The organism is Bacillus sp. ATD, from assembly GCF_050585765.1.
Taxonomy (GTDB): Bacteria; Bacillota; Bacilli; order Bacillales; family Bacillaceae; genus Bacillus; species Bacillus stercoris.
In genome coordinates, this window is sequence record NZ_JBOBQH010000005.1 from 149,638 (window position 1) to 170,318 (window position 20,681).

Below are 20,681 nucleotides of genomic sequence, written 5' to 3' on the forward strand. Positions count from 1 at the left end.
GTCACCCGCTTTTATGTTGATTGTATCGTTCTGTCTTGTACCATTTGACCTCCTGCTTGAATAAACGGTGCTTGATTTCTACGAATAAAGAGTAGATCACAAGCACAATCCATGCCTGCGAGTATGTGAAGTACATGAGAAACACGATAAAAAAGTTTTGCCTGTTCATTTCTGTTTTTTCAATGCTCAACGTAATCATGACCTCTGTCATAAATAAGAAAAATGCCAAAATCCAGAGAATCATTGCCAAAAATCCAACCGATAAATGCAAATCATAAAACAAATTCACTACAAAAATCGTATTCGACATGATCACGCCAAAGAAAAACAGGAAGTACGTAAAGAAAAAATAAAACAAATCAAAGATAATCCGTTTTCGTTTCAGCTTAAAAAACTGCGCCAAAAATTTGAGCACGACATATTGATTGCCGCGCGCCCATCGGGTGCGCTGGCGCCACCATACCTTCCAGGTTTCGGGCTCCTGCTCCCACGTGATGGCCGCAGGGAAAAAGCGAATGTGATAGCCGAGATTGTACACCCGGATGGTCAGCTCCGTATCCTCAGCGAGCGCTTTGTCATCCCAGCCTCCGAGCTTTTCGATAATGCTTCTGCGAATCGCGAAGTTGGTTCCTGGGATCGTGGCGATTTTAAACCACTTCCATCTGCCTCCCTGAGCCATCCACTGAAAACAGATCGTTTCGATATTGATAAACCTCGTCAGCAGCGTCTTTGCCGCATTGATGACGCGGAATTTCCCTACCACGGCGCCTGCCTTTTCGTCATTCATCAGGCCGAGCACGAGATAATACACGGCCATTTTCTCAGGCGTATTGTCGGCGTCATACACACAGATCACATCGCCATTCGATTCGGCAAAACCCGAGTTGAGTGCAGAGGATTTTCCTTTACCTGCGTTCGGCGGCTTCGTAATCACCATTTTGATGAAATCGTATTTCTCGGAAAATTCATTGACGATATCACCCGTCCGGTCTGATGAATTGTCATTCACGACGATAATCTCCAGCCGGTCCTTCGGATAATAAAGGTTGACCATCGCCTTCAGCGTCTGCCGAATCACAACCTCTTCGTTATGCGCCGGGATGAGGACGCTGACCTTTGGCAGCTCCTTCATGTTTTCTCTCCACTTCGGGATATTCCGTTCGAAGGTCATATAGTGGCGGAACCCGCCCTGCATAAGGAACATGTGGTAGAGAAGCATCACCCATATTAAACTTAGCGAGATAAAGAACAGCGTATTACCCAAGGCTTCTTCTCTCCTTAAAAATTCGTTTTTTCAATGTGGCTCTCAAGTAAAACGTATAACTGACAAACATGATGACAAATAAGAGCACGACAGCGGAGAGAATCCATAATGCCTTTTCCAGAGGGGTTTGCCGATGATGATCGAAAAACTCGTCTATGGCGCTTACGCCGTTTTTCACCTGAATCGTTCCATCACCGCTTGTATGAATTTCCACTTTGTCTGTTTTGACGGTTTGTTGCGTTTTCTTTAAATCAAGCCATTCACTGTCTGGAATGCGTTCCATCTGATCAACCAGCTCCGGCAGATATTTCATCCCAAGATACGGGTGATAAAACCCACCGGCTACTCCGCCTTCAAAATCAATCATCTGAGAGATATGCTCCTCCATATCGCCTAGCGGGTTTTGCTTTGATGTATCAACAAAGCCGATCGTCTCCGGATAAAGCGTCATTCCATGCAGCATCGAGGGAGCGGTCACGAACGGAGGTGCACCGGAGGTTTTCCACGTTGTGTCGCTGAGCTGAACCTGGCCGAAAATGCTTGAAAAATACTGTGAAGCGATTTGATAGCCGTATTCGGACATCGTGTAATGCGGCGCTTCAAACGCCAGCGGGTAAAGACCCGATGATGCCAAATCCTCAATGGCCCGCGTCAGTTTTTGCTTTGTATACGTTTCTTCCTTTTCCCGAAATGGTTCGAGATAGCTGCGGTAGGCTTGTTCGTTCGGGAAGTCCTGTGCCTTCTCCAAAATGGACGGGGGGTCTTCGGCATTTCCGGATGTAATCGGCTGATCCGCCTTTGCATCCCAAAATTCAAAGCCCTCTCCTGTTTCACTGTAGCGATAAGCGTGAGTATAGCCGTGAACAATGATACTGCCACCCATGCTTTGCAGCTTTTTCAGCACCTTGACCATCTTCGGTTGATCAGACAAATACACTTTGTCGCCTGTTTCCGGATTCAAGTAAACCGGAATGACCGCCAGGATAAAAGGAATATGCCGCTGATGCAGATATGTACCGGCTTGTAGCAGCAATTTTTCATCAGACATCGGGCTGATATCCTCGAGACGCAAATACAATAACGTCGTCCCCGCCTTCTCTCCGAAGGCTTCTCTGAGCTGTTTCGCCACGATCAAATTGTCATTTAACAAATTCGTTAATCCAATGTACACATTCCCTTTTTTTGTTTTCCATATAAAAGAATGCGTTTTGCCGTCATCGGCTTTGAAGGTGTAAAGCGCCGTTCCTTTCAGGCCTGATACGCTCAGCACATTAAGCCCGCTTTCCAGAGACACATCGGCCTTTTCCGGCCTGCTGTGAACCTGAAACACATTTTCTTTGCGGGCTAATGAAAGCCCGGAAAATTGGCTGATTTGTCCTGCGTTATAGCCAATGGCGACAACCGGTTTTTTTACGCCGCTGATAAGAGACAGCAATTTTTTGCTGAGCTTTCTTTTCGTTTGGCCGTAATACATCACATGATCTTTTCCTTTGAAATCCGACGCTTCAACATCTGAATCTCTTTTGACTGTTACATGGGATGTAAAGTGTCCCGCAAGCAAATCGAGCATTTTGACTTGAGACGACTCTTTGCCGTCCAAGGTTGAATAGATGATGAGAATGCCGGCATCCCGCTCCTTCGCTTGCGCTGAAGCGGGAAAAGAAGCAATCGCTGAAAACAGAAGCAGCATGATGCAGAGCAGTGTGATTCCTTTATAGTTCATTCATCATCATCTCATTTTCCAGTTCTTCTAAAAATTGATCAGCTGTTTTGATATCTTTCCGGTAGGGCAAATAGCAAACGTGGAACGTAAGCGAGACATACTTTCCATTTTCCAGCTGATATGTATCCAATTGTTTCTTCAGCTTGGTCAGAACGGCTGGCATATGTTCAGCAGGCGTGTGCGTCAGCACGATCCCGATACGCTCGTCGGAGGGGCGGAATTTCTTATCCGTTTCCCGAACACTCGTCCTGATTTGCTGACCGACATATTGGAAAAGGCGATCCGTTTCTTTTTCACCGTACAAGGACTTAAACTCTTTGAAATAATGCATATGGAGCAGCAAAAACACAAAAGAATTGCCGTAGCGCTCAGCCCGCTTCATTTCTTCTGAAAGTTCCAGCTGCATCCTTTGCTTGTTATCAAACCCAGTCACTCTGTCAACAGCAACAAAACTTTTGATTTCGGATTGAAGCCGCGTAATTGAGCGCCGAAGCTCTGCTGTGATATCGTGAATTCTTCCGGAAATAAAAGAAAACAGCAAAAGCGCGATTCCCCACACGACAAGCATTCGCAGCCCTTCCTCAGCTGGAAAGAGCGATGCCTGTCCAGTCTGGAAAAACATCATTAAGGTGCCGAGAACAAAAAGTACGATTAAGGTCACTGCCAGCGCGTAAATCGGGCCGAACCAGATGCCTGCGGCGATGACGACAAACGTGATGCAAAGGATCAGGGCGCCTTCCGATTGCTGGGCTGACACATAATAAATAAACAGAGACAGGGCCGCGATGAGCCCTGAAAAATAAGCAAATAATTTTTGTGATTCATTGAATGATATTTTCATTAAAAAGCTTCCTTTCGGCTAACAGCGGCAGCAGATTGTCAAATGAATGCGTCTGAGTGCCGCTCATATAGCCTCCATAATACGATTTCACCGGATCATGAATTTCAAAGTCATTCATTCTGTCATATATGGCTTTGATGACAGAGCTGTTTTCATGCTGTTTTGTTAAAAACAATACGGCTAATGCATATACGGATGGCGATTCATATTGGACGGCAGGCTCCTTCGTATCTGCCGAATATCGCCCGTACAGTTTTCCGTTCGTCTGAAATTCCTGCTTGATCCAGTCCGCTAAAACAGATGCTTTTTCATCCCCTTCCGGCAAATGCCAAGCAGTGTAAAGCTGATCAATCAGGTTGATTTCACTGTCATATGTGTATTCCTTCGTCTCCGAGCTGTATGTCTTCGGCAAAAAGCCATTTTTTAAAGGAGCTGAATAGAGAACATTGGCATTCCGCTGTTCTGTTTCTTCGTCTATGATTCCATTCTTCTTTAAGACAGCTAAGGCATCAGGCATGACGTATGAAAGCGTCACATCCTTTGAAGCGGCCTGTGAGTCGTAAAAGTCTGTGAATAAACCGTTGTTCATATTGTATGTCTTCAAAGCCGTGCCGATATCCTTAGCCGTTTGCGCGTAGTCGCTGCGGCCCCATTTTGCGGCGGCTTGGTCAAGAGACAGCATAATTCTCATATCATCTATCAGCGCATTCGTCCCGCTCGCTTGGCCATTTTGAATCTTCCACGTTACCAAGTGATTGCTCAACAGAAATGAATCAGTCAGATGCCCATATTGGTCTTGGAAATGCGGTGCGTCATTTTTGCTGAGCAGAAACTCCATCCACAGTCCGAGAGATTCCGATAAATACGAAGGCTGGTCTGAAAAATCGGTTTTGATCAGCCCTTGATCATTCATTAGATTATGATAGATGAAATATTCCGCTGGCTGCAGCGGGCTGGTGTTCACTTCTGCCGCCGACTGATTTTGGGCCTTATTTCCAGCTTCAGCACACCCTGCGGAAAGTCCGATAGATAAGAAGAATAAGATGACAGCAATTAGTGCATGCCTCACAGGCAAATCCCCCTTTGTCGCCTGAAGCGAATCAGACGCTCACAAATAGTTATAGAAGAAAATATGACTGCCATGTTACAAAGTACATTTACTATAAAAGAAAAAAATGCAGATTGCTAGCTTTTTTTTCCCTTTTTGAACATTAAAAAAACGGGACCTAAGTCCAATAGAAAAACCTGTGCGATAGGCACAGGTTTTTTATTATTTATCCAAACCGAGTTTTTTCAGCTGTTCTGCCAGCGCGTTGTTAATCGGCTCATCTTTATTTTGTTTTTTCAAATAAGAGGACACGTCCCGTTTGGAAGCACGTGCTTTGTCTTTGTTTTTTCGTTTTTCAAATACAGAGAGCTTCTCGCGGTGGCCGCACACACACGCAAAGGTCTGGCCCTCACCTTGGCCGCGAAGCTCCATTCTTTTATGGCAGTTCGGGCAGCGCGCGTTTGTTTTTCGGGCAATCGTTTTTCTGCTTCCGCATTCACGGTCTTGGCACACGAGCATCGTCCCGCGTTTGCCGTTTACTTTCAGCATCATTTTGCCGCATTCCGGACATGCCGTTCCCGTGATGTTGTCATGTCGGAAGGTTTGGCTGCTGTTTTTGATGTCTTTTACCGTTTGGTGAGCGTAAGCCTTCATGTCTTTAATAAAGACAGCCGATTTCAATTTGCCTGCCGCGATCGCAGACAGCTTTTGCTCCCATTCTGCCGTTAAAGCCGGTGATTTCAGATCCTCCGGAACAAGCTGCAGGAGCTGTTTCCCTTTAGACGTGATAAAGATATCCTGGCCTTTTTTCTCGATTAAAAAGCTGTTGAACAGTTTTTCAATGATGTCGGCACGCGTTGCCACCGTGCCGAGGCCGCCTGTTTCTCCAAGCGTTTTGACGAGGCCTTTTTCTTCTCCCTGCATAAATGCGCTTGGGTTTTCCATCGCTGACAGCAGGGTCCCTTCGTTAAAGCGGGCGGGCGGTTTCGTTTGGCCGCTTGTTTCCGTTAACGTGCGGACGGCAAGTGTGTCGCCTTTTTGAAGCGCAGGAAGTGTCTGATCTCTGTCATCGTCCTGCTCATCATCCTCATCCGCCATATCATAAACGGCTTTCCATCCTTGCGACTGTACGGTTTTGCCTTTTGCCGTAAAGGTTTCTCCGCCGATTTCTGCGATGACCTTTGTTTCTTCATATTCGAATGCAGGCATTAATACTGCAAGGAAACGTTTCGCAATCAGGTCATACAGCTTTCGTTCCTTATCACTCAGACTGCTGAGAATGAGCGGCTCTTCGGTCGGGATAATCGCGTGGTGGTCTGACACCTTCGCGTCATTGACGTAGCCCTTATGGGATTTGATGCCTCGTTTTTTAATTTGGCTGACATATTGGGCGTACGGTTTTACTTCCATGCCTTCCAGGCGGTCTTTTAACGTCGGGACGATGTCACTGGATAAAAATCTAGAGTCCGTCCGCGGATATGTGACGAGCTTATGCTGCTCATACAGCTTCTGCAGCACAGAAAGCGTTTCTTTAGCAGAAAAACCGAAGCGCTTGTGGGCGTCACGCTGCAGCTCCGTTAAATCATAAAGCGCAGGCGCAAAGCTTTTTTTCGCTGTTTTTTTCAGCTCAGCTATGACCGCTTGCTTTCCTTGAAGGTCTTTTAGCAAACGGCTTGTTACGTCTTGATTGAACGTTCTCGTCTGCTTTGATTTCTTATCCTGCCACGTCAGCGTCATGCCGTCGACTGCTGCACGTATGCCGTAATACGGGACTGGCGTAAACGCTTGAATGTCTGCCTCGCGCTTTGCAATCATGGCAAGCGTCGGGGTCTGCACACGCCCGCATGAGAGCTGGGCATTGAATTTGGTTGTCAGCGCACGGGTCGCATTAATCCCCACAATCCAATCCGCTTCCGCTCTGGCGACAGCAGAATGGTACAGGTTTTCGTATTCTTTGCCGCTGCGAAGCTTTTGAAATCCTTCCTTGATCGCTTTATCCGTCACAGATGAAATCCACAGCCGCTTGATCGGCTTGCGGACATTCGCTTTTTCAATGATCCAGCGCGCGACAAGCTCTCCTTCCCGGCCTGCATCAGTCGCGATGACAATCTGATTGACGTCTTTACGGATAAGCTGTGATTTAACCGCATTGAACTGTTTTCCGGTTTTCTTGATCACAACAAGCTTTAAGGGTTCTGGGATAATCGGCAGATCCTCCAGCCGCCATGATTGAAATTCTTTTCCGTAGCCTTCCGGATCAGCTAGTGTCACCAAATGGCCCAAAGCCCAAGTCACAATATATTGATCGCCTTCGAGATAACCGTTTCCTTTTTTATGGCACTTCAGCACCCGGGCCAAATCCCGGCCGACTGAAGGTTTTTCAGCTAGTACAACTGTTTTTGACATGCTTGATCACTTCTCTTTCTTTCACACTCATCCTTTTATTATAACAGACTTGAACAAGCACTCTCTAACTGCGCCCGTTTTTCGTGTCAATTTCTGAGAAAATGACATGAGTGACGGTTTGCGCGTATGGTGATGTTTTGTTAATGAAATCTTCTACCGCTTCGAGGCTTTCAGCATTGATTTTCAGCATATAGCAGGCCGCGCCCGCAATCCGGTAGCAAAATTCGATATTCGGCAATGTTTGAATATAGCTTTTGAACCGCTCGTAATCCGCGTTTTTAACGGTTGCTTCCACAATGCAGGAAACGGGAAGGCCCAGTTTTTTCTGGTCGACCTCCAGCGTGTATTGCTTGATGATGCCAAACGATTCAAGCTGCCTTACCCGTTCTGTCACAGATGGAGGTGATAGCTTAATTTTTCTGCCTAATTCCCTCATTGACAAACGGCTGTCCTTCTTCAGCTCCTCAATGATATTCAGATCAATCTGGTCAAGTTTCATTTCAACATCCTTCTTTTATGATTTTGTACACATTATCTCGGGTATTTTTGTAAATGACAAGTACAGTTCCCTGAAAAAGGCATGTAAAAATGAATGTTTTCCGAACATTTTTCGAAAGCTGTCATATGCCCCTCCGGATTGTTTATAGTATAAAATGAAAACGTGTCCACAAGGAGGGCGATTTATGCTGCACACGCCGATCGGAAGACTTCGCACGATGGGTTTTATTGAAGGAATGTCACTCTTAATCCTGCTGTTCATCGCTATGCCGCTTAAATATTGGGCAGGCCTTCCGCTTGCAGTGACAATTGTCGGTTCGGTTCACGGAGGGTTGTTCATTTTGTATTTGCTTGTCTTGGCTTATGCAACCTTCTCTGTCAAATGGCCGCTGAAATGGTCAGCCGCCGGCTTCATCGTCGCTTTCGTCCCATTCGGAAACTTTTTGTACGATCGCGGATTGAGGAATTTTAAATAAGGAAACGCAAAAAAGGCTGGATCTTTTTGATCCAGCCTTTCTTATTAAAACCATTTTGTCAGCCAGGCGATATAGTAGGCCCCCGGAATAAACATGAGCTGGGCGAGGAGTGTGCCCGCCACCCTTGATGTAACCATTGTGACAGATGTCCATTTTAAATAGATATAGCTTCGTTTTCCTTTTGCCACATCATCAGCAAGAACGGATACCTTAGGATCAACAAAAATGGCCAGCAGCATCGTCGCAATTCCATTGATCAAGCCCGATGCCATGACGGCTGTCGTGCTGCGCTCCGGCGCCAGCAGGCCTGCGTACAAAGCCGAAAGCACGCCAATCGTATAAATGGATGTAATCAGCATGTTGATGACAAACAAACGCTTCGGAATCAAGCGCATATGAAACCCTTTTACATATGAAATAGACGGCAGACGCAAATAGGAAAAGGCATTTTTAAATCCTTGTTTCGAGCATCCCTTTCGGAATACTTGAAAAACGGAGCCGCCGCCGCCCGCCAAGTGAATAATCGCCCGTGAAAAAAGAGCGACAAAAGACGGGAGCAGGATGATGCCCAGGATGGTGCCGACTGTCGATCCGAAAATCAAGAAGCGGAACTGCTCGCCTACAATCGCCAGTGCGTTTTTTCCCGCATCATCAATTAAATGCCCGGTAAAGGGCTGCTGCACCATGTTCGACATTCTGGACACAATGACCATGACATTAAACAGGGAAAGCGCGGACGCAATAAATCCAACGCGGGCCCCGGAAAGCCTTGTGGCATAGGCTAAGGTTTCTATCGAATGAATCAGCAATAAAAAACAAAATATAAAAAGTACTTGTGTTGTAATGACATGCACGTTATTCTTCCTCCAATTTCATCCTAGAGATAAGACTGGAAAGAAGGCAATTAGGTTTCAGTACGATGTGTTTTTTGCAATAAAAAAACCGCCGGCGTACGCCGGGCGGTTTGTCTTATTCTTTTCTATACGCAAATAAAGATTATATCATCCGCCAGCTCGGGCGGGTTAGATTCATAAAGCATTGTTCCGAAGAATCTTTCTGGAAAGTAAACACCATGGAAATTTCTTGAACACAAGACAACGAAAGCCCTACCTCTCAATCGTCACTGCGGCTCCGAAGCCGCGCCGGTGTGAATTGTAAAACAAAAAAGTCTTTTTTCCATCTCATCGTTAGGGGCGATTTGTTATGAAGGAAAAGAATAAGGGCAGCTGATTATGCTGCTTGGGAAGCGGTAAGCTTCTCTCTCAAAACAGAAAAAAGAAGTTTACTTTCTTTTTTATTTGCTTATTTTTCTTACTAGCTATTCATAATAACATATCGCCCCTGAAAACACAAATTTTTTATAGTTCGAGTGAGACCGGTGTTTTCTCTCCGGCATTCATTAATCTGATATCTTCCGGTTCAATTTCAAGAATCACCAGATTCGGATCATCCTTGCCGTCAAACCAGCGCTCTAATTTAGAACTCCATATTTTGTCCTTCAGTTCTGCCGAATTGTTGATTTTGGCTTTTCCGGCAACTTCGACATAGGCGTCGCCAAAGCCTTCACAATCATAGCCTAATAAAATGTGGACATTGGGGTTGTTCTCAATTTCTTCCGCTTTATGAGTTTCCTTGCTTGTCGGTGTGTAAATCGTCAGCCCGTCATGGAAAAAAGTCATGTAGCGGGAATGCGGTTTGCCCTTTTGAACCGTTGCGAGCGAACCTACTTTATGGTGATCTAGAACATCAAGCACTTTTTGTTTTATGTCTTTCTGATTCATCTCGAATCACTCCTTTTTAACGTCTCCGCTGTTACTTTTCCACATCCGGGGAAGATTTAAACAAGAAAGTGTGCTCTTTATTTTCATCCTTTCCATTCATGCTTTAGCAAGCTGTAATAGATAAGATCATGGTGCCTGCCATTTACGAATAAGCCGTCCCGTGCCCTTCCTTCCTCTATAAAGCCAAGCCGCTCCGGAACCGCTCTGCTTTTTTCGTTTCCGACAGCCGCACAGATCGCCACACGATTCAGCTCAAGCTCTTCAAAAGCATACGTAATGAGTTTTCGGCAGGCAGCGGTAATAATGCCTTTCCCTTCAAATTCTTTGGCAATCCAATATCCGATTTCTGCCTTTCGATTCACTTGATCAAGGTTATGCAGGCTGATCATGCCGCATAGACTGCCGTTATAAAGGAGCCCCGCCTCAATGCCGTTCAGGTCGGCATACTGCCGCCGCCAATCTGGAATGATTGTTTCCCGGTACGTTTCAGCGCTGCTTGGATTTTCTGCAAAAAACAGCCACTTGCTAAGCCTCTCCTGATTTTGGATAATGAGTTCGGCCAGCCGCTCCGCATCCTTCGGCTCCAATAATCGGATGGTGATGTGCTCATTTACCTTGCAAGTGAACATTGCCTCTCCCTCTTTCCTTTTTTACCCATTATAGCGATGATTCCGTTTTTTTCAATACAAAAAAGGATGGGCTGCTAAGCCTCATCCTTATATCCTTGGATCGGTAAAGATATCATGCTTATCTGTGCTCGTCGAAGACATTTCCGTCACGACGGCTCCCTCTTCACCCGCTTGAAACCAATGCTTTGTATTCGGGGGAATCGTATATTGCCCGCCCGGTTCCAGCTCAATTTCGTGCCAGACCGTATAGTGTTCTCTGTCTTCCTGAGGAGGGAGAACCTTTGGCAGCTGCGTTTTTTCTCCTTCTACGTAAAGATACACTTTTCCGTAGCGGCAGCGGAAGGTCTCCTGCTTGCCTTCCTGGCCGTCGACCGGCGGATGGCGGTGTTCCGGGCAAGTCTGTCCCGGAAACAGCACCAGCTCCTTTGAACAATAACGGTCTGTATTGACGTAGACAAAGAGCTGGAGCCCGACTGTTTTTTCTTTTCCTAAGCCGTAGTCCATCAGCTGGATTTGGTCTACCTCCTCGTCCGTTAATACAATGCCTGCCTTTTGATAGTAGCTGTTCACTTCTTCTTTCGTGATGCCCATATGTCTCACTCCCTCTTATGTCGTCACAAAATTACCGCCGTTGACATGCAGTGTCTGGCCTGTCATGTAAGATGATTCATCTGATGCCAGCAGCACATAACAGCCGACGTGCTCAACAGGCTGTCCAGGACGGCCCATCGGCGTATCTTGCCCAAATTGGGCGACTGTTTCTTCAGAGAACGTAGCTGGGATTAATGGCGTCCAGATTGGTCCCGGCGCAACTGCATTCACACGGATGCCGTCTTTGACAAGCGCCTGCGCCATTGTTCTTGTAAAGGCATTGATCGCGCCTTTTGTCGCTGTATAATCAATCAGTGTCGGGTTTCCTACGTACGGGTTAATGGATGTCGTGTTAATGATGGCGCTCCCCGGTTTCAGGTAATCAATTGCTTTTTTAGTCAAATAAAATTGAGAATAAAAGTTTGTTTTGAATGTGCGGTGAAGCTGTTCACTTGTAATGTCTTTGATGCTTTCCTTCGGATGCTGTTCACCGGCATTGTTGACAAGGATGTCAAGGCCGCCTAGTTCTTTGACCGTTTTTTCAACCGCTTCATTGCAGAATTCCTCTTCACCGACGTCACCGGCAATCAGCAAGCATTTTACACCTTCTTGTTCAACGCGTTTCTTCGTCTCTTCGGCGTCTCCATGCTCATCCTTATATACAATGGCGATATCAGCACCTTCCTTTGCATAAGCGACCGAAACCGCGCGTCCGATCCCGCTGTCGCCGCCTGTAATGAGCGCAACTTTTCCTTTTAATTTGTCCGCTCCTTTGTAATTCTCGTACTCATACACCGGACTTGGATTCATTTCGCTTTCAATTCCCGGCTGGCGATTTTGGGTTTGTGCCGGCAGTTCTTTTGGATAATTTGCCATGATGATTCTCCTCCTTTGTTTTCATGTCTATTTGTTGTGTACCTCACACGCTCTTTGGATAAACATGGATTGGCACCTTCGCATTGCTTTATCAGAAAAATGTTTCACATGGAACGCTGGGAGGAAATAACTTGAAAAGGGGGTTACTGAATGATTAACATGCTTTCAAAAAAATTCAGCAGACCTAAAGGCGTCATCGGCATGATTGCCGGGTACATCATGGCTGCTGAAAATCAGACACTGAATCAGTGGACAATCAATCAGCTTGAGATCATGCGCGGGGACAGCATTTTAGAAGTCGGGTTTGGCCCTGGATACTGCATGCAGCAGATATTGAAACGTGAAAAGGATGTTCATCTTCATGGGATTGATGTGTCAGAAGCCATGCTGAAGCTGGCCGCCCGCAGAGTGAAATCAGAGGGGGTACGCCTGATACAAGGAAGCGTCGAGACATTTCCTCTTTCCGCCTCGTTTTATGATAAAGTGATTTCCGTTAACAACTACACCATTTGGAATGACCAAACAAAAGGCATGAAACAGATTTATCGGGCATTAAAGCCCGGCGGCAAAGCAGCCATTACGATGCAGCCGCGGGAAGCGGATGCCAGCCCTGAGAAAACCAAATCATTTGGAAAACAGATGATTGCCGACTTCAAAGCAGCCGGCTTCGAGGACATTGATATACACTTTAAAAACATTAAGCCTGAGCTTTCCGTTTGTGCGACTGCAAAGAAGCCCGCCACATAAAGTGGCGGGCTTCTTCTTTTATGAATGTACAGCCTGGTTGCGCAGGACGTCTTTTTTCACCTTGCCGAGGTTGTTTTTCGGCAGTTCGTTAACGAATTCAACTTCAGGTATTTTGTAAGCGGACAGGCGCTCTTTACAGAATGCGATGACATCCTCTTCCGTTATGCGCTGGCCGCCATTTTTCACGATAAAAGCTTTCGGTTTTTCACCGTAAAGCGGGTCTGGTATTCCGACCACCGCCGTTTCAAGGATTCCCGGGATCTGCTGGATAACTTCTTCAACCTGATCAGGATAGACGTTATCGCCTCCGTAAATAATGACATCCTTGTAGCGTCCAGTGATGAAAATAAAGCCATCTTCATCCACATAGCCTGAATCTCCGGTTCTGAACCATCGGTTTTGCAGCACTTTCGCTGTTGCTTCAGGGTTGTCTTCATAGCCTTTAAATAAGAATGGAGTATGAACAACGATTTCGCCGATTTCTCCTTGGGGGAGTTCTTCTCCCGTCAGAGGATCTTCGACTTTGACTTTAACGCCTTCCACAGGTTTCCCCGCAGATGCCGCTTTATCCATTCCCATATCAGGCATCCATGTGCTGATTCCCCAAGCCTCAGTACTTCCATAGCCATGCGCGAGCGGAATGCCGATATCAAGATAGCGGCGGATTAGGCTGCTCGGCACTTTTGTTCCGCCTGTCATTAAAATAACAAGCGACGATAAGTCAGTTTGGTGCGTTTCCCACGCTTCAAGCAAATACGTGTAAAACACAGGAAGAGCCATCACGGTCTGAATTTTCTCTTCTTCAATGACCTTCAGCATGTGAACAGGATCTTGATCCTTTGTGAACACAAAGGTTGTTCCTGCAAACGTTCCAAGCATGATGCAAATGAGCGCACTCGTATGATAAATCGGATGGCACGCGAGAAAACGAAGGCCCTTCATGCGTGTTACTGAGCTGTTGGATTTTTTGACGTATCTGTATATGCCGCCATGTGTGATCATGCATCTTTTCGGGTTTCCCGTTGTGCCAGACGTGAACATGAGAAGTGCTGTATCATCTGGGGAAACCATTTCCGTTTCCGGCAATTGATCAGGACCGGCAAACAGCGCTTCAAATTCAGCAGATGTTTCATAAGCTGTTCCTGTCTCCATTGTTAAACACAGTGAGGACAATTCAGGAAGAATTTCATCCAGCGTCTCTTTAAACTCCGCTCCGTAAAACATCGCTTTCGGTTCACTTGCTTTTAAAATGCCTGTCATTTCATATGGTTTCAGCTGCCAGCTGACAGGTACAACAACAGCACCTATTTCAAGCGCGGCGAACATAACAGTTGATGCGGGATGGCCGTTTTTGCAAAGCAATGCAACACGATCGCCCTTTTGAATTCCTTTTTGCAGCATGGCATTCGCCAGCTGATTAATCCGTTTACGGTAACCTTTATATGTCAGTGTATGGTCTCCGCTTTTTACAGCCTCTATTTCTTCGCTATCCGGCATGTCATGCAGAATCAGATGCTGTAATGTTTCCATATCGTCATCTCCTATATTCTCTTGAATCTTCAATAATTTGTTAGATTTTCTTCCTTACCTCACCCATTTTAACCCAAAAAAGATAACTTGTAAAACTATTTCATTTTGGAATTATTCCAATACTGAATGATAAAATAGTCCCACATTTTCTTATTTTGTTCCCCGTCCACAGAAAAACACACGCCAATTTTTTGACGTGTGCCATGAAGGATTACAGTATGTTTTTTTCTTTCATCCAAGTGAAAAATATGCGGTTTAACCGCTGATACAATTCTTGTTCTCCTTCTTCCTGAAACCCCGCCATGCTTTCTCCGCTCTCGATAATTGCCGAGCTGATCGCGCTTAAAATTTCCGAGCCTTCAGCAGATAATGAACCAGGCGCCATCATGACGAGGATGCGTGTCATGATGAGGGTATTTCCGTCCATGCCATCCACTTCATAGGAGGTGCTGAGATCAAACATTTTGAAAAAAGGCAGGACGATTTCATCATTTTTGAGATGATAAAGCGCCATGTTTGTTCCCGGGATGCCCAATCCCCCTTGTTTCTCCCGCTCAGCCAGGCAAACCGCGGCTTTTTTCGGATCACGGATCAAGCCATCCTTTTTCAGCTGCTGAAAAAGCTCTAACAGCAGCATGCTATGATCCGGGTTTGTTTTGAGTTGAGCTAGTGAAAAATGGCGCAAAACATCTTGAATAACCTCCATATACCGACCTATGCTTTCCGCCGCTTCCAGCATATCAGGTGCATCAGCTTGCTGCGTTTCTTCCTTGGGGCTTCTTTTTTTGTTAAGAATAAGGGGAATTTTCCGCTTGATATACTGCTTGACCTGGTTTGCGTCTTCCTCATTCAATAGCGGGCTGACCATGATGTAATCAATGTTTTCATAAGGAATTGGAACAGTGGACACAATCATATCATACGCTTGAACATCCTTCCCCTTTAGCTCGATCAGGGATGACATATCAAACGATTCAATTTCCGGCAGCTCTTTCTTCAGCCTTGAGGCAAGCATTTTCGAAGAGCCGATCCCGCTTGAGCAGACGACAAGCGCTTTCACTTTCGCTTCTTCTTTTTTGATTTCAAGAGCCGAGCCAAAGTGAAGAACGATAAAAGCGATTTCATCATCAGAAAAGGACATGCCCGGAAAATATTTTTCGACGCCTTCTTCGATCGCCATGTAAAGCAGAAAATAATCGCGCTTGATCTGTTCCTTCATCGGATTGTATATCTCAATATTTTCTTTTATGCGGCTGACGGCCGGCTCCAAATGGGCGATCAAGCCTTCATATAAAGAGTAGTTTTTCGTGAGATCCATTCGGATTTTATCTGAAATAAAGGCAATGAGCCGCTTTGTTTGCAGGGCTGTTTCCAGCTCAATTTCCTGCGCTTTGTATTCTGTTTTGTATTTTCGATTGGCGCTTCGAAGGTGGATTGTAATATAGCCGACTTCCGCCTCCGGTATCGTCACGCCGAAGGCTCGTTCAAGCTCGCCTGCGATTTCAAGAGCCGAGCTGTATTCTCTCGCATTCTTCATCTCCTCAAGCTCATTTTGCTCCATGGTGATGGTTTCCCCAAGCTTAATCCGTTCGATCGCATACGTCAGATGGACGACGAGCGCTATATAGGAGCTGTCGGACAATGAAAAAGCGATTTTTTCCTTCAGCTGAAATAAGATGCGCTCCATTTTTAGCAGCTCACCTTTGCTGACAACACCGAACATTTTCTCTGAAGAATCAGGTTTTCCTTTGATGTTTAATTCGACCGCTTCCAAAAACATTTGGATGTCGAGGCGGTTCACAATCAAGTTGCCGACAATTTTCCGTTTCGCATTTTCCGGCCCTATGAGCTGGATGCCAAAACCTCTTTTGCGGATCAGTGTCAATCCGAAGGGAGAAATCCATTTCTCCAGCTCGTCTAAGTCATAGCTGACCGTGGCATTTGTCACCTGGAGATCATGAGCTAGCGTGTACAGCTTGACGGGCTCCTGAGACTCTAATAGCGAACAGAGAATGAGCAGTTTCCGTTCGTCCGCGCTGTATTCATGCTGTTCATATGATAAATCGGTGAGCAGCTTTTGTTTATCTTCGGGACTTCCCACTGCTTTCAACCCTTTGCCGGGCTGTTTATCAAGCGTAAGCCCGACGGTTTCCATCAGCGGCTTAATTGATTTGAGCTCCCTGTGAATGGTTCTTGTGCTGACCTCCATCAGCTCAGCAAGCTCAGTTACGGTTATATATCTATTTTGTAATAACAAGTGCTTTAACAGCTTTTGTTCTCTGGCAGTCATATACATAAAAAAAGACCTCCTAGACAATCTTGATGTGCGGATGAAGTCGCAAGGAGATGCAGTAGAGGATATAGAGAGGTTTCCTTTTAATATAAAACGCTTTCACAAAAGAATCAATCAGTTATAAATGGTAATTTGGCACTAAGCGGTGTGACAACATTGAAAAAGCATCAGCTGGTAAGCTGATGCTTTTTATGGAATATCGTAACCCTGTACGGCTGTAAAAATACGAAACCATTGATCTTGGTCAAGCTTGTATGACATCGCGTTTATCGCGGCAGAAATCCGCTCGCGCTTTCCGCTTCCGACAATCGGCATGATGTTTGCCGGATGCGTATACAGCCATGCGTACATGACCTCGTCCAAAGAAGCGGCGCCGATTTCTGCTTGAACGGATTCAAGCGCCGTGCGGACACGCCGGTCTTTTTCCGTGTCACCAGTGAAAACTTTGCCGCCTGCCAGAGGCGACCAAGCCATCGGCGGTATCCGTTTTTCCTGACAGAGGTTCAAAGTGCCGTCGCGCACATTTTCTAATTCATATGCGGAAAGCTCAATCTGGTTGGTCACGAGCTTCTCAGGCAAATACGATTCCAGCATCCGATACTGGTGATCTTTAAAATTTGAAACACCAAAGTACCTGACCTTGCCAGAGCATTTCAAGGCTTGAAACGCCTCTGCTACCCCCTCCGGATCCATGAGCGGGTCCGGTCTGTGAATCAACAGCACATCGATATAATCCGTCCTAAGGTTCATAAGTGATTGCTCAACGGATGCCAAAATATGCGATTTGCTTGTGTTATAATGATGCGATCTGTGAGCTGGCCGTTCAGGCGATTCAAGAACGATGCCGCATTTTGTGACCAGCTCTATGTTTTCTCTTAATCCGGGCGAAAGGGCAAGGGCGTTTCCAAACAGCTTTTCGCACGTATAGCCCCCATAAATATCCGCATGATCAAAGGTCGTGATGCCGTGATCGATACACCATTCAATGAGACTCAGCAGTTCAGCATCTGAATAGTTCCATTCATTCAGCCGCCAAAGGCCGTGTATGACTCTTGAAAATTGAAGATCCTCCGCCAATTGAATACGTTGCATGCAAAATCCCTCTTTTCCTTGTATAAACCGGGTTTTGCCCCTTACTAGTTCATTCGGCCTCAGATCCCCTTTTTCCTTTCGCCCCTTTTAAAAAGACATTTTAATTCGATTGAAATTGCTTTTTCGCTTTCTCAACGACGTAGTGGCTGCCGCCGCGGTCCTGCACATTTTGGATCATCATGGCGACAAGCAGGTCTTTGTTTTTGTAATCGTAGCCGACAAACCAGCCATTTTCCGCGCCATCCTTATCATCTTTGGATGTTTTCAGCTCGGCTGTTCCTGTTTTTCCGGCCACTGTGATTCCTTTCACGACAGGCTGATAGGCTGATCCGCGCTCATCCTCGACAACGCCCTTCAGACCTTTTGTAATGTCTGCCGCTCCTTCCTTGGTGACCACTTGCTTGTGCCAAACATCAGCTGTTTGTGAGTCTTTTTTGATCAGCGTCGGTTTGACAAGGTCTCCATTGTCAACAAATGGCGTGTAAGCAGCTGCCAAGTGAAGCGGAGACATTTGCATTTGCCCTTGTCCGTAGCCTGTATCCGCAAGCAAAATGTCTGAATCAAGCTTGTCATTTGCAATAGACGATTTCTGGATCGGGAATTCATACGGAATGTCCTCTGAAAAACCGAATGTCTTCAAGCCTTTTGTGAAGGTGTCCGCTCCCATATCAAGCGCATTCTGGGCAAAATAAATATTGTCTGACGTAATAAGGGCATTTTCCAAATCGACTTGCTGAAGTCTCTCAGACACGCGTGTCACTGAATAGCCGCCCCAGCTCGAATCTTTTTGCCACTCCTTACCTTTGATTGTTTTCTTTTCATCGGCTTTAAGGGTGCCGTTTTTGATTCCAATAGCAGCTGCAATCGGTTTAATGGTGGAACCTGGTGCATATGTCTTATTGAATTTCGCTGAAAACGGGTTGTTTTTATCTTTGTTTAGCTTTTTCCATTCCTTATCGCTCCAGCCGAAAATAAACCCGTTCGGATCGTAGGAAGGCGCGCTGACAAGTGCAAGTGTTTCGCCTGTCTTCGGCTGCAGCGCGACTGCCGTCCCGCTGTCATCCTTGAGTTCATCATACAGCTTCGTTTGCGTTTTAATATCAATTGTGAGATGAAGATCCTCGCCGTCCTTTGCTTTCTTTTCAGCGATGACTTCCCCGGTTTGCGGCACGTAAATTTTCCAGCCAGTTGTGCCTCTTAGCTTGTCTTCATACACATTTTCAAGTCCGGCGATGCCGATGTTAGACGTATCGCTGTACGTTCCTGCTTTCTTTTTCTTTAGTTCTTCCGCTGTAATGGCGCGGACATACCCTGTCAAATGGGCTGTCTTTTCGCCATACGGATAGTAGCGAGAGCTGACATTCGTTCTTGTTACGCCTTGTAATGACGTCGCTTCAGAAACTAACTTCTCCTGGTCAGGCTTGACCTTTTTGAGCGGCACAAACGAATCGTCTTTTACCCAGCCTTGATCCAGCTTTTTCTTGATGTCGTCTTCAGTCAAATCAAGTTTTTTGGCGAGCTCTTTTATGACTTTCTCTTTTTTATCGCCAAGCTCTCCGGGAACAATCCCGATTTCCGGAACATCTGTATTGACGGCTAACCCTTTTCCATTTTTATCGTAAATTTGGCCTCGTTTCGGTTCAATGCTCATAATTTGCACGGTTTTGTCGTCAGCCAGCTGTTTGAAAATAAACGATGGGTCCCAATCTATATTCCATGACTCCTCGTCATCTGTTTTTTCTAATTTCAGCACAGCAGTATTCTTGAAGCTGACTTTGCCGGCATTTGTGTTCATGCTGACTTTATACGGGATATGTTTCATCGTCTTGTTGTCTTGATCGTCCTTATCTACTTCTCCCGCAGTGACTTTCAAATCTTTTACACCGGCCTGCTCATAGATGGCTTTATACCTGTTGACGAAATCTTTTTTGGAGATTTCTTTTTTGACATCTTTAGTCAGGCTTTGATACATGTCATCGAATTGCTGATCGTTCCACTGTTTCACGAATGCTTCCATGCGATCCTCTGGTGAATCTGTTTTGGAGCATCCGATCAACCCAATCAACCCGACGCATAGAAATACTAGTAGAATACACTTTTTTAACATGACTTTCCCCTGCCTTCCACTTGTTATTTTCTCTTAATTGAATTGGTGCGTGCAAGATTTTTTTGAAAATGAAGGAAAAGTTCACCGATTTTGCAGAAATCTCCTATCGTTTGCTGTAGACTATTTGAAAAGACAGAAAGAAGGGATAGCATGGTCAGAGAGGCAGCAATGCTTCACATTAAAGAAGGGCTTGAACAAGAGTTTGAGGCGGCGTTCCGGCAAGCGGCGCCGATCATTTCCAGCATGAAGGGCTATATCACTCACTCGTTATCAAAATGCATGGAGGAAACGCATAAATATCTGCTTCTTGTGGAGTGGGAAACACTTGAGGACCATACGGAAGGCTTTCGCGGTTCTTCAGAGTATCAAGAGTGGAAAGCCTTGCTTCATCGGTTCTATACCCCGTTCCCGACGGTCGAGCATTTTCAGGATGTGTAATAGATTTATATAATATGAAGTGTAAAACCGATAAGGGAGACAGACCATACAAAAACGGCGGTATAAATATTAAAAGCGCCTGAGCCGTCATTTTCTTTTTTGCGTTCTTCAAGCCCCTGCATAAACATGACTGCGCCAAGAAAAACAAGCATAACCGATTGGATAACAGAGGTGTGTTCCGTATATTTAAAAGCAATAAGCGCCAATAAAATAATGATAACCGCAAAGGACATTTTAACAATGCGAAACAAAAGGACCATCCTTCCTTATATACGAAATATTGAACGTTATGGCTATATTTGCCTACGCCCTCCATTATTCTAGCGCACTTTTTGGGGATG

General features: G+C 45.7%; 19 protein-coding genes. 3 read left to right on the forward strand and 16 right to left on the reverse strand.

Annotation, left to right across the window (positions count from 1 at the left end; genetic code table 11):
* Position 1 precedes the first annotated feature (1 nt).
* The 6 genes from ACQXR1_RS13800 to lrpC form a co-directional block, all read right to left on the reverse strand.
* On the reverse strand, positions 2-1,264 hold the full coding sequence (locus tag ACQXR1_RS13800; protein WP_069839898.1) for a glycosyltransferase family 2 protein: 1,263 nt from the start codon (positions 1,262-1,264) through the stop codon (positions 2-4).
* Complete coding sequence (locus ACQXR1_RS13805) at positions 1,257-2,966, reverse strand: DUF2334 domain-containing protein (RefSeq protein ID WP_430772361.1); 1,710 nt, start codon at positions 2,964-2,966, stop codon at positions 1,257-1,259. Before ACQXR1_RS13805 ends, ACQXR1_RS13800 begins: the two co-directional genes overlap by 8 nt.
* A gap of 10 nt (positions 2,967-2,976) precedes the next feature.
* On the reverse strand, positions 2,977-3,828 hold the full coding sequence (epsK, locus tag ACQXR1_RS13810) for a cyclic-di-GMP receptor EpsK (protein WP_014662819.1): 852 nt from the start codon (positions 3,826-3,828) through the stop codon (positions 2,977-2,979).
* Complete coding sequence (locus tag ACQXR1_RS13815; protein ID WP_430772324.1) at positions 3,809-4,897, reverse strand: lipoprotein YdaJ; 1,089 nt, start codon at positions 4,895-4,897, stop codon at positions 3,809-3,811. The genes epsK and ACQXR1_RS13815 overlap by 20 nt, the downstream gene beginning before the upstream one ends.
* 201 nt (positions 4,898-5,098) lie before the next feature.
* A complete protein-coding gene (locus tag ACQXR1_RS13820; protein WP_430772325.1) occupies positions 5,099-7,282 on the reverse strand; it encodes a DNA topoisomerase III in 2,184 nt (727 codons plus the stop codon).
* Between the two features lie 64 nt (positions 7,283-7,346).
* On the reverse strand, positions 7,347-7,781 hold the full coding sequence (gene lrpC, locus ACQXR1_RS13825; protein WP_003240281.1) for a transcriptional regulator LrpC: 435 nt from the start codon (positions 7,779-7,781) through the stop codon (positions 7,347-7,349).
* A 184-nt stretch (positions 7,782-7,965) separates the two neighbouring features.
* On the opposite strand from lrpC, the gene ACQXR1_RS13830 reads away from it, so the two are divergent.
* Entirely contained in the window at positions 7,966-8,256 is a 291-nt protein-coding gene (locus tag ACQXR1_RS13830; protein ID WP_014662816.1) for a DUF3817 domain-containing protein, read from the forward strand.
* 44 nt (positions 8,257-8,300) lie between these two features.
* On the opposite strand, the gene amj is transcribed toward ACQXR1_RS13830, so the two are convergent.
* The 5 genes from amj to ACQXR1_RS13855 form a co-directional block, all read right to left on the reverse strand.
* Complete coding sequence (gene amj, locus ACQXR1_RS13835) at positions 8,301-9,110, reverse strand: lipid II flippase Amj (protein WP_168781280.1); 810 nt, start codon at positions 9,108-9,110, stop codon at positions 8,301-8,303.
* Positions 9,111-9,614: 504 nt separating this feature from the next.
* The gene (locus ACQXR1_RS13840; protein ID WP_069839891.1) at positions 9,615-10,037 is read right to left on the reverse strand and encodes a pyridoxamine 5'-phosphate oxidase family protein; all 423 of its coding nucleotides are present in this window, start codon (positions 10,035-10,037) and stop codon (positions 9,615-9,617) included.
* An 83-nt stretch (positions 10,038-10,120) separates the two neighbouring features.
* Positions 10,121-10,666: a GNAT family N-acetyltransferase gene (locus tag ACQXR1_RS13845; RefSeq protein ID WP_168781279.1), complete on the reverse strand. Its 546-nt coding sequence runs from the start codon at positions 10,664-10,666 to the stop codon at positions 10,121-10,123.
* Between the two features lie 87 nt (positions 10,667-10,753).
* On the reverse strand, positions 10,754-11,257 hold the full coding sequence (gene lyxE / locus ACQXR1_RS13850; RefSeq protein WP_069839889.1) for a D-lyxose ketol-isomerase: 504 nt from the start codon (positions 11,255-11,257) through the stop codon (positions 10,754-10,756).
* A gap of 15 nt (positions 11,258-11,272) precedes the next feature.
* The gene (locus ACQXR1_RS13855) at positions 11,273-12,133 is read right to left on the reverse strand and encodes an SDR family oxidoreductase (RefSeq protein ID WP_227099525.1); all 861 of its coding nucleotides are present in this window, start codon (positions 12,131-12,133) and stop codon (positions 11,273-11,275) included.
* 150 nt (positions 12,134-12,283) lie between these two features.
* Between ACQXR1_RS13855 and ACQXR1_RS13860 the strand changes: the two genes are divergently transcribed.
* Positions 12,284-12,880 (forward strand): class I SAM-dependent methyltransferase, encoded by a 597-nt coding sequence (locus ACQXR1_RS13860; RefSeq protein WP_430772326.1) that lies wholly within the window; start codon positions 12,284-12,286, stop codon positions 12,878-12,880.
* 18 nt (positions 12,881-12,898) lie between these two features.
* Here the strand turns inward: ACQXR1_RS13860 and ACQXR1_RS13865 are convergent, their stop codons facing one another.
* The 4 genes from ACQXR1_RS13865 to pbpC all read right to left on the reverse strand — a co-directional run bounded on the left by ACQXR1_RS13865 (position 12,899) and on the right by pbpC (position 19,902).
* On the reverse strand, positions 12,899-14,410 hold the full coding sequence (locus tag ACQXR1_RS13865; protein WP_430772327.1) for a class I adenylate-forming enzyme family protein: 1,512 nt from the start codon (positions 14,408-14,410) through the stop codon (positions 12,899-12,901).
* 211 nt (positions 14,411-14,621) lie between these two features.
* The gene (gene mtlR, locus ACQXR1_RS13870; RefSeq protein WP_430772328.1) at positions 14,622-16,706 is read right to left on the reverse strand and encodes a mannitol operon transcriptional activator MtlR; all 2,085 of its coding nucleotides are present in this window, start codon (positions 16,704-16,706) and stop codon (positions 14,622-14,624) included.
* A 186-nt stretch (positions 16,707-16,892) separates the two neighbouring features.
* Positions 16,893-17,795, reverse strand: a complete 903-nt coding sequence (locus ACQXR1_RS13875; RefSeq protein ID WP_416723384.1) for an aldo/keto reductase — start codon at positions 17,793-17,795, stop codon at positions 16,893-16,895.
* Between the two features lie 100 nt (positions 17,796-17,895).
* Positions 17,896-19,902, reverse strand: a complete 2,007-nt coding sequence (gene pbpC, locus ACQXR1_RS13880) for a penicillin-binding protein 3 (RefSeq protein WP_069839883.1) — start codon at positions 19,900-19,902, stop codon at positions 17,896-17,898.
* A 150-nt stretch (positions 19,903-20,052) separates the two neighbouring features.
* Here pbpC and ACQXR1_RS13885 point away from each other — a divergent pair, with 150 nt between their 5' ends.
* Complete coding sequence (locus tag ACQXR1_RS13885; protein ID WP_069839882.1) at positions 20,053-20,340, forward strand: antibiotic biosynthesis monooxygenase family protein; 288 nt, start codon at positions 20,053-20,055, stop codon at positions 20,338-20,340.
* 5 nt (positions 20,341-20,345) lie between these two features.
* On the opposite strand, the gene ACQXR1_RS13890 is transcribed toward ACQXR1_RS13885, so the two are convergent.
* Positions 20,346-20,591, reverse strand: a complete 246-nt coding sequence (locus ACQXR1_RS13890; RefSeq protein ID WP_014662805.1) for a YczI family protein — start codon at positions 20,589-20,591, stop codon at positions 20,346-20,348.
* Positions 20,592-20,681: the final 90 nt, after the last annotated feature.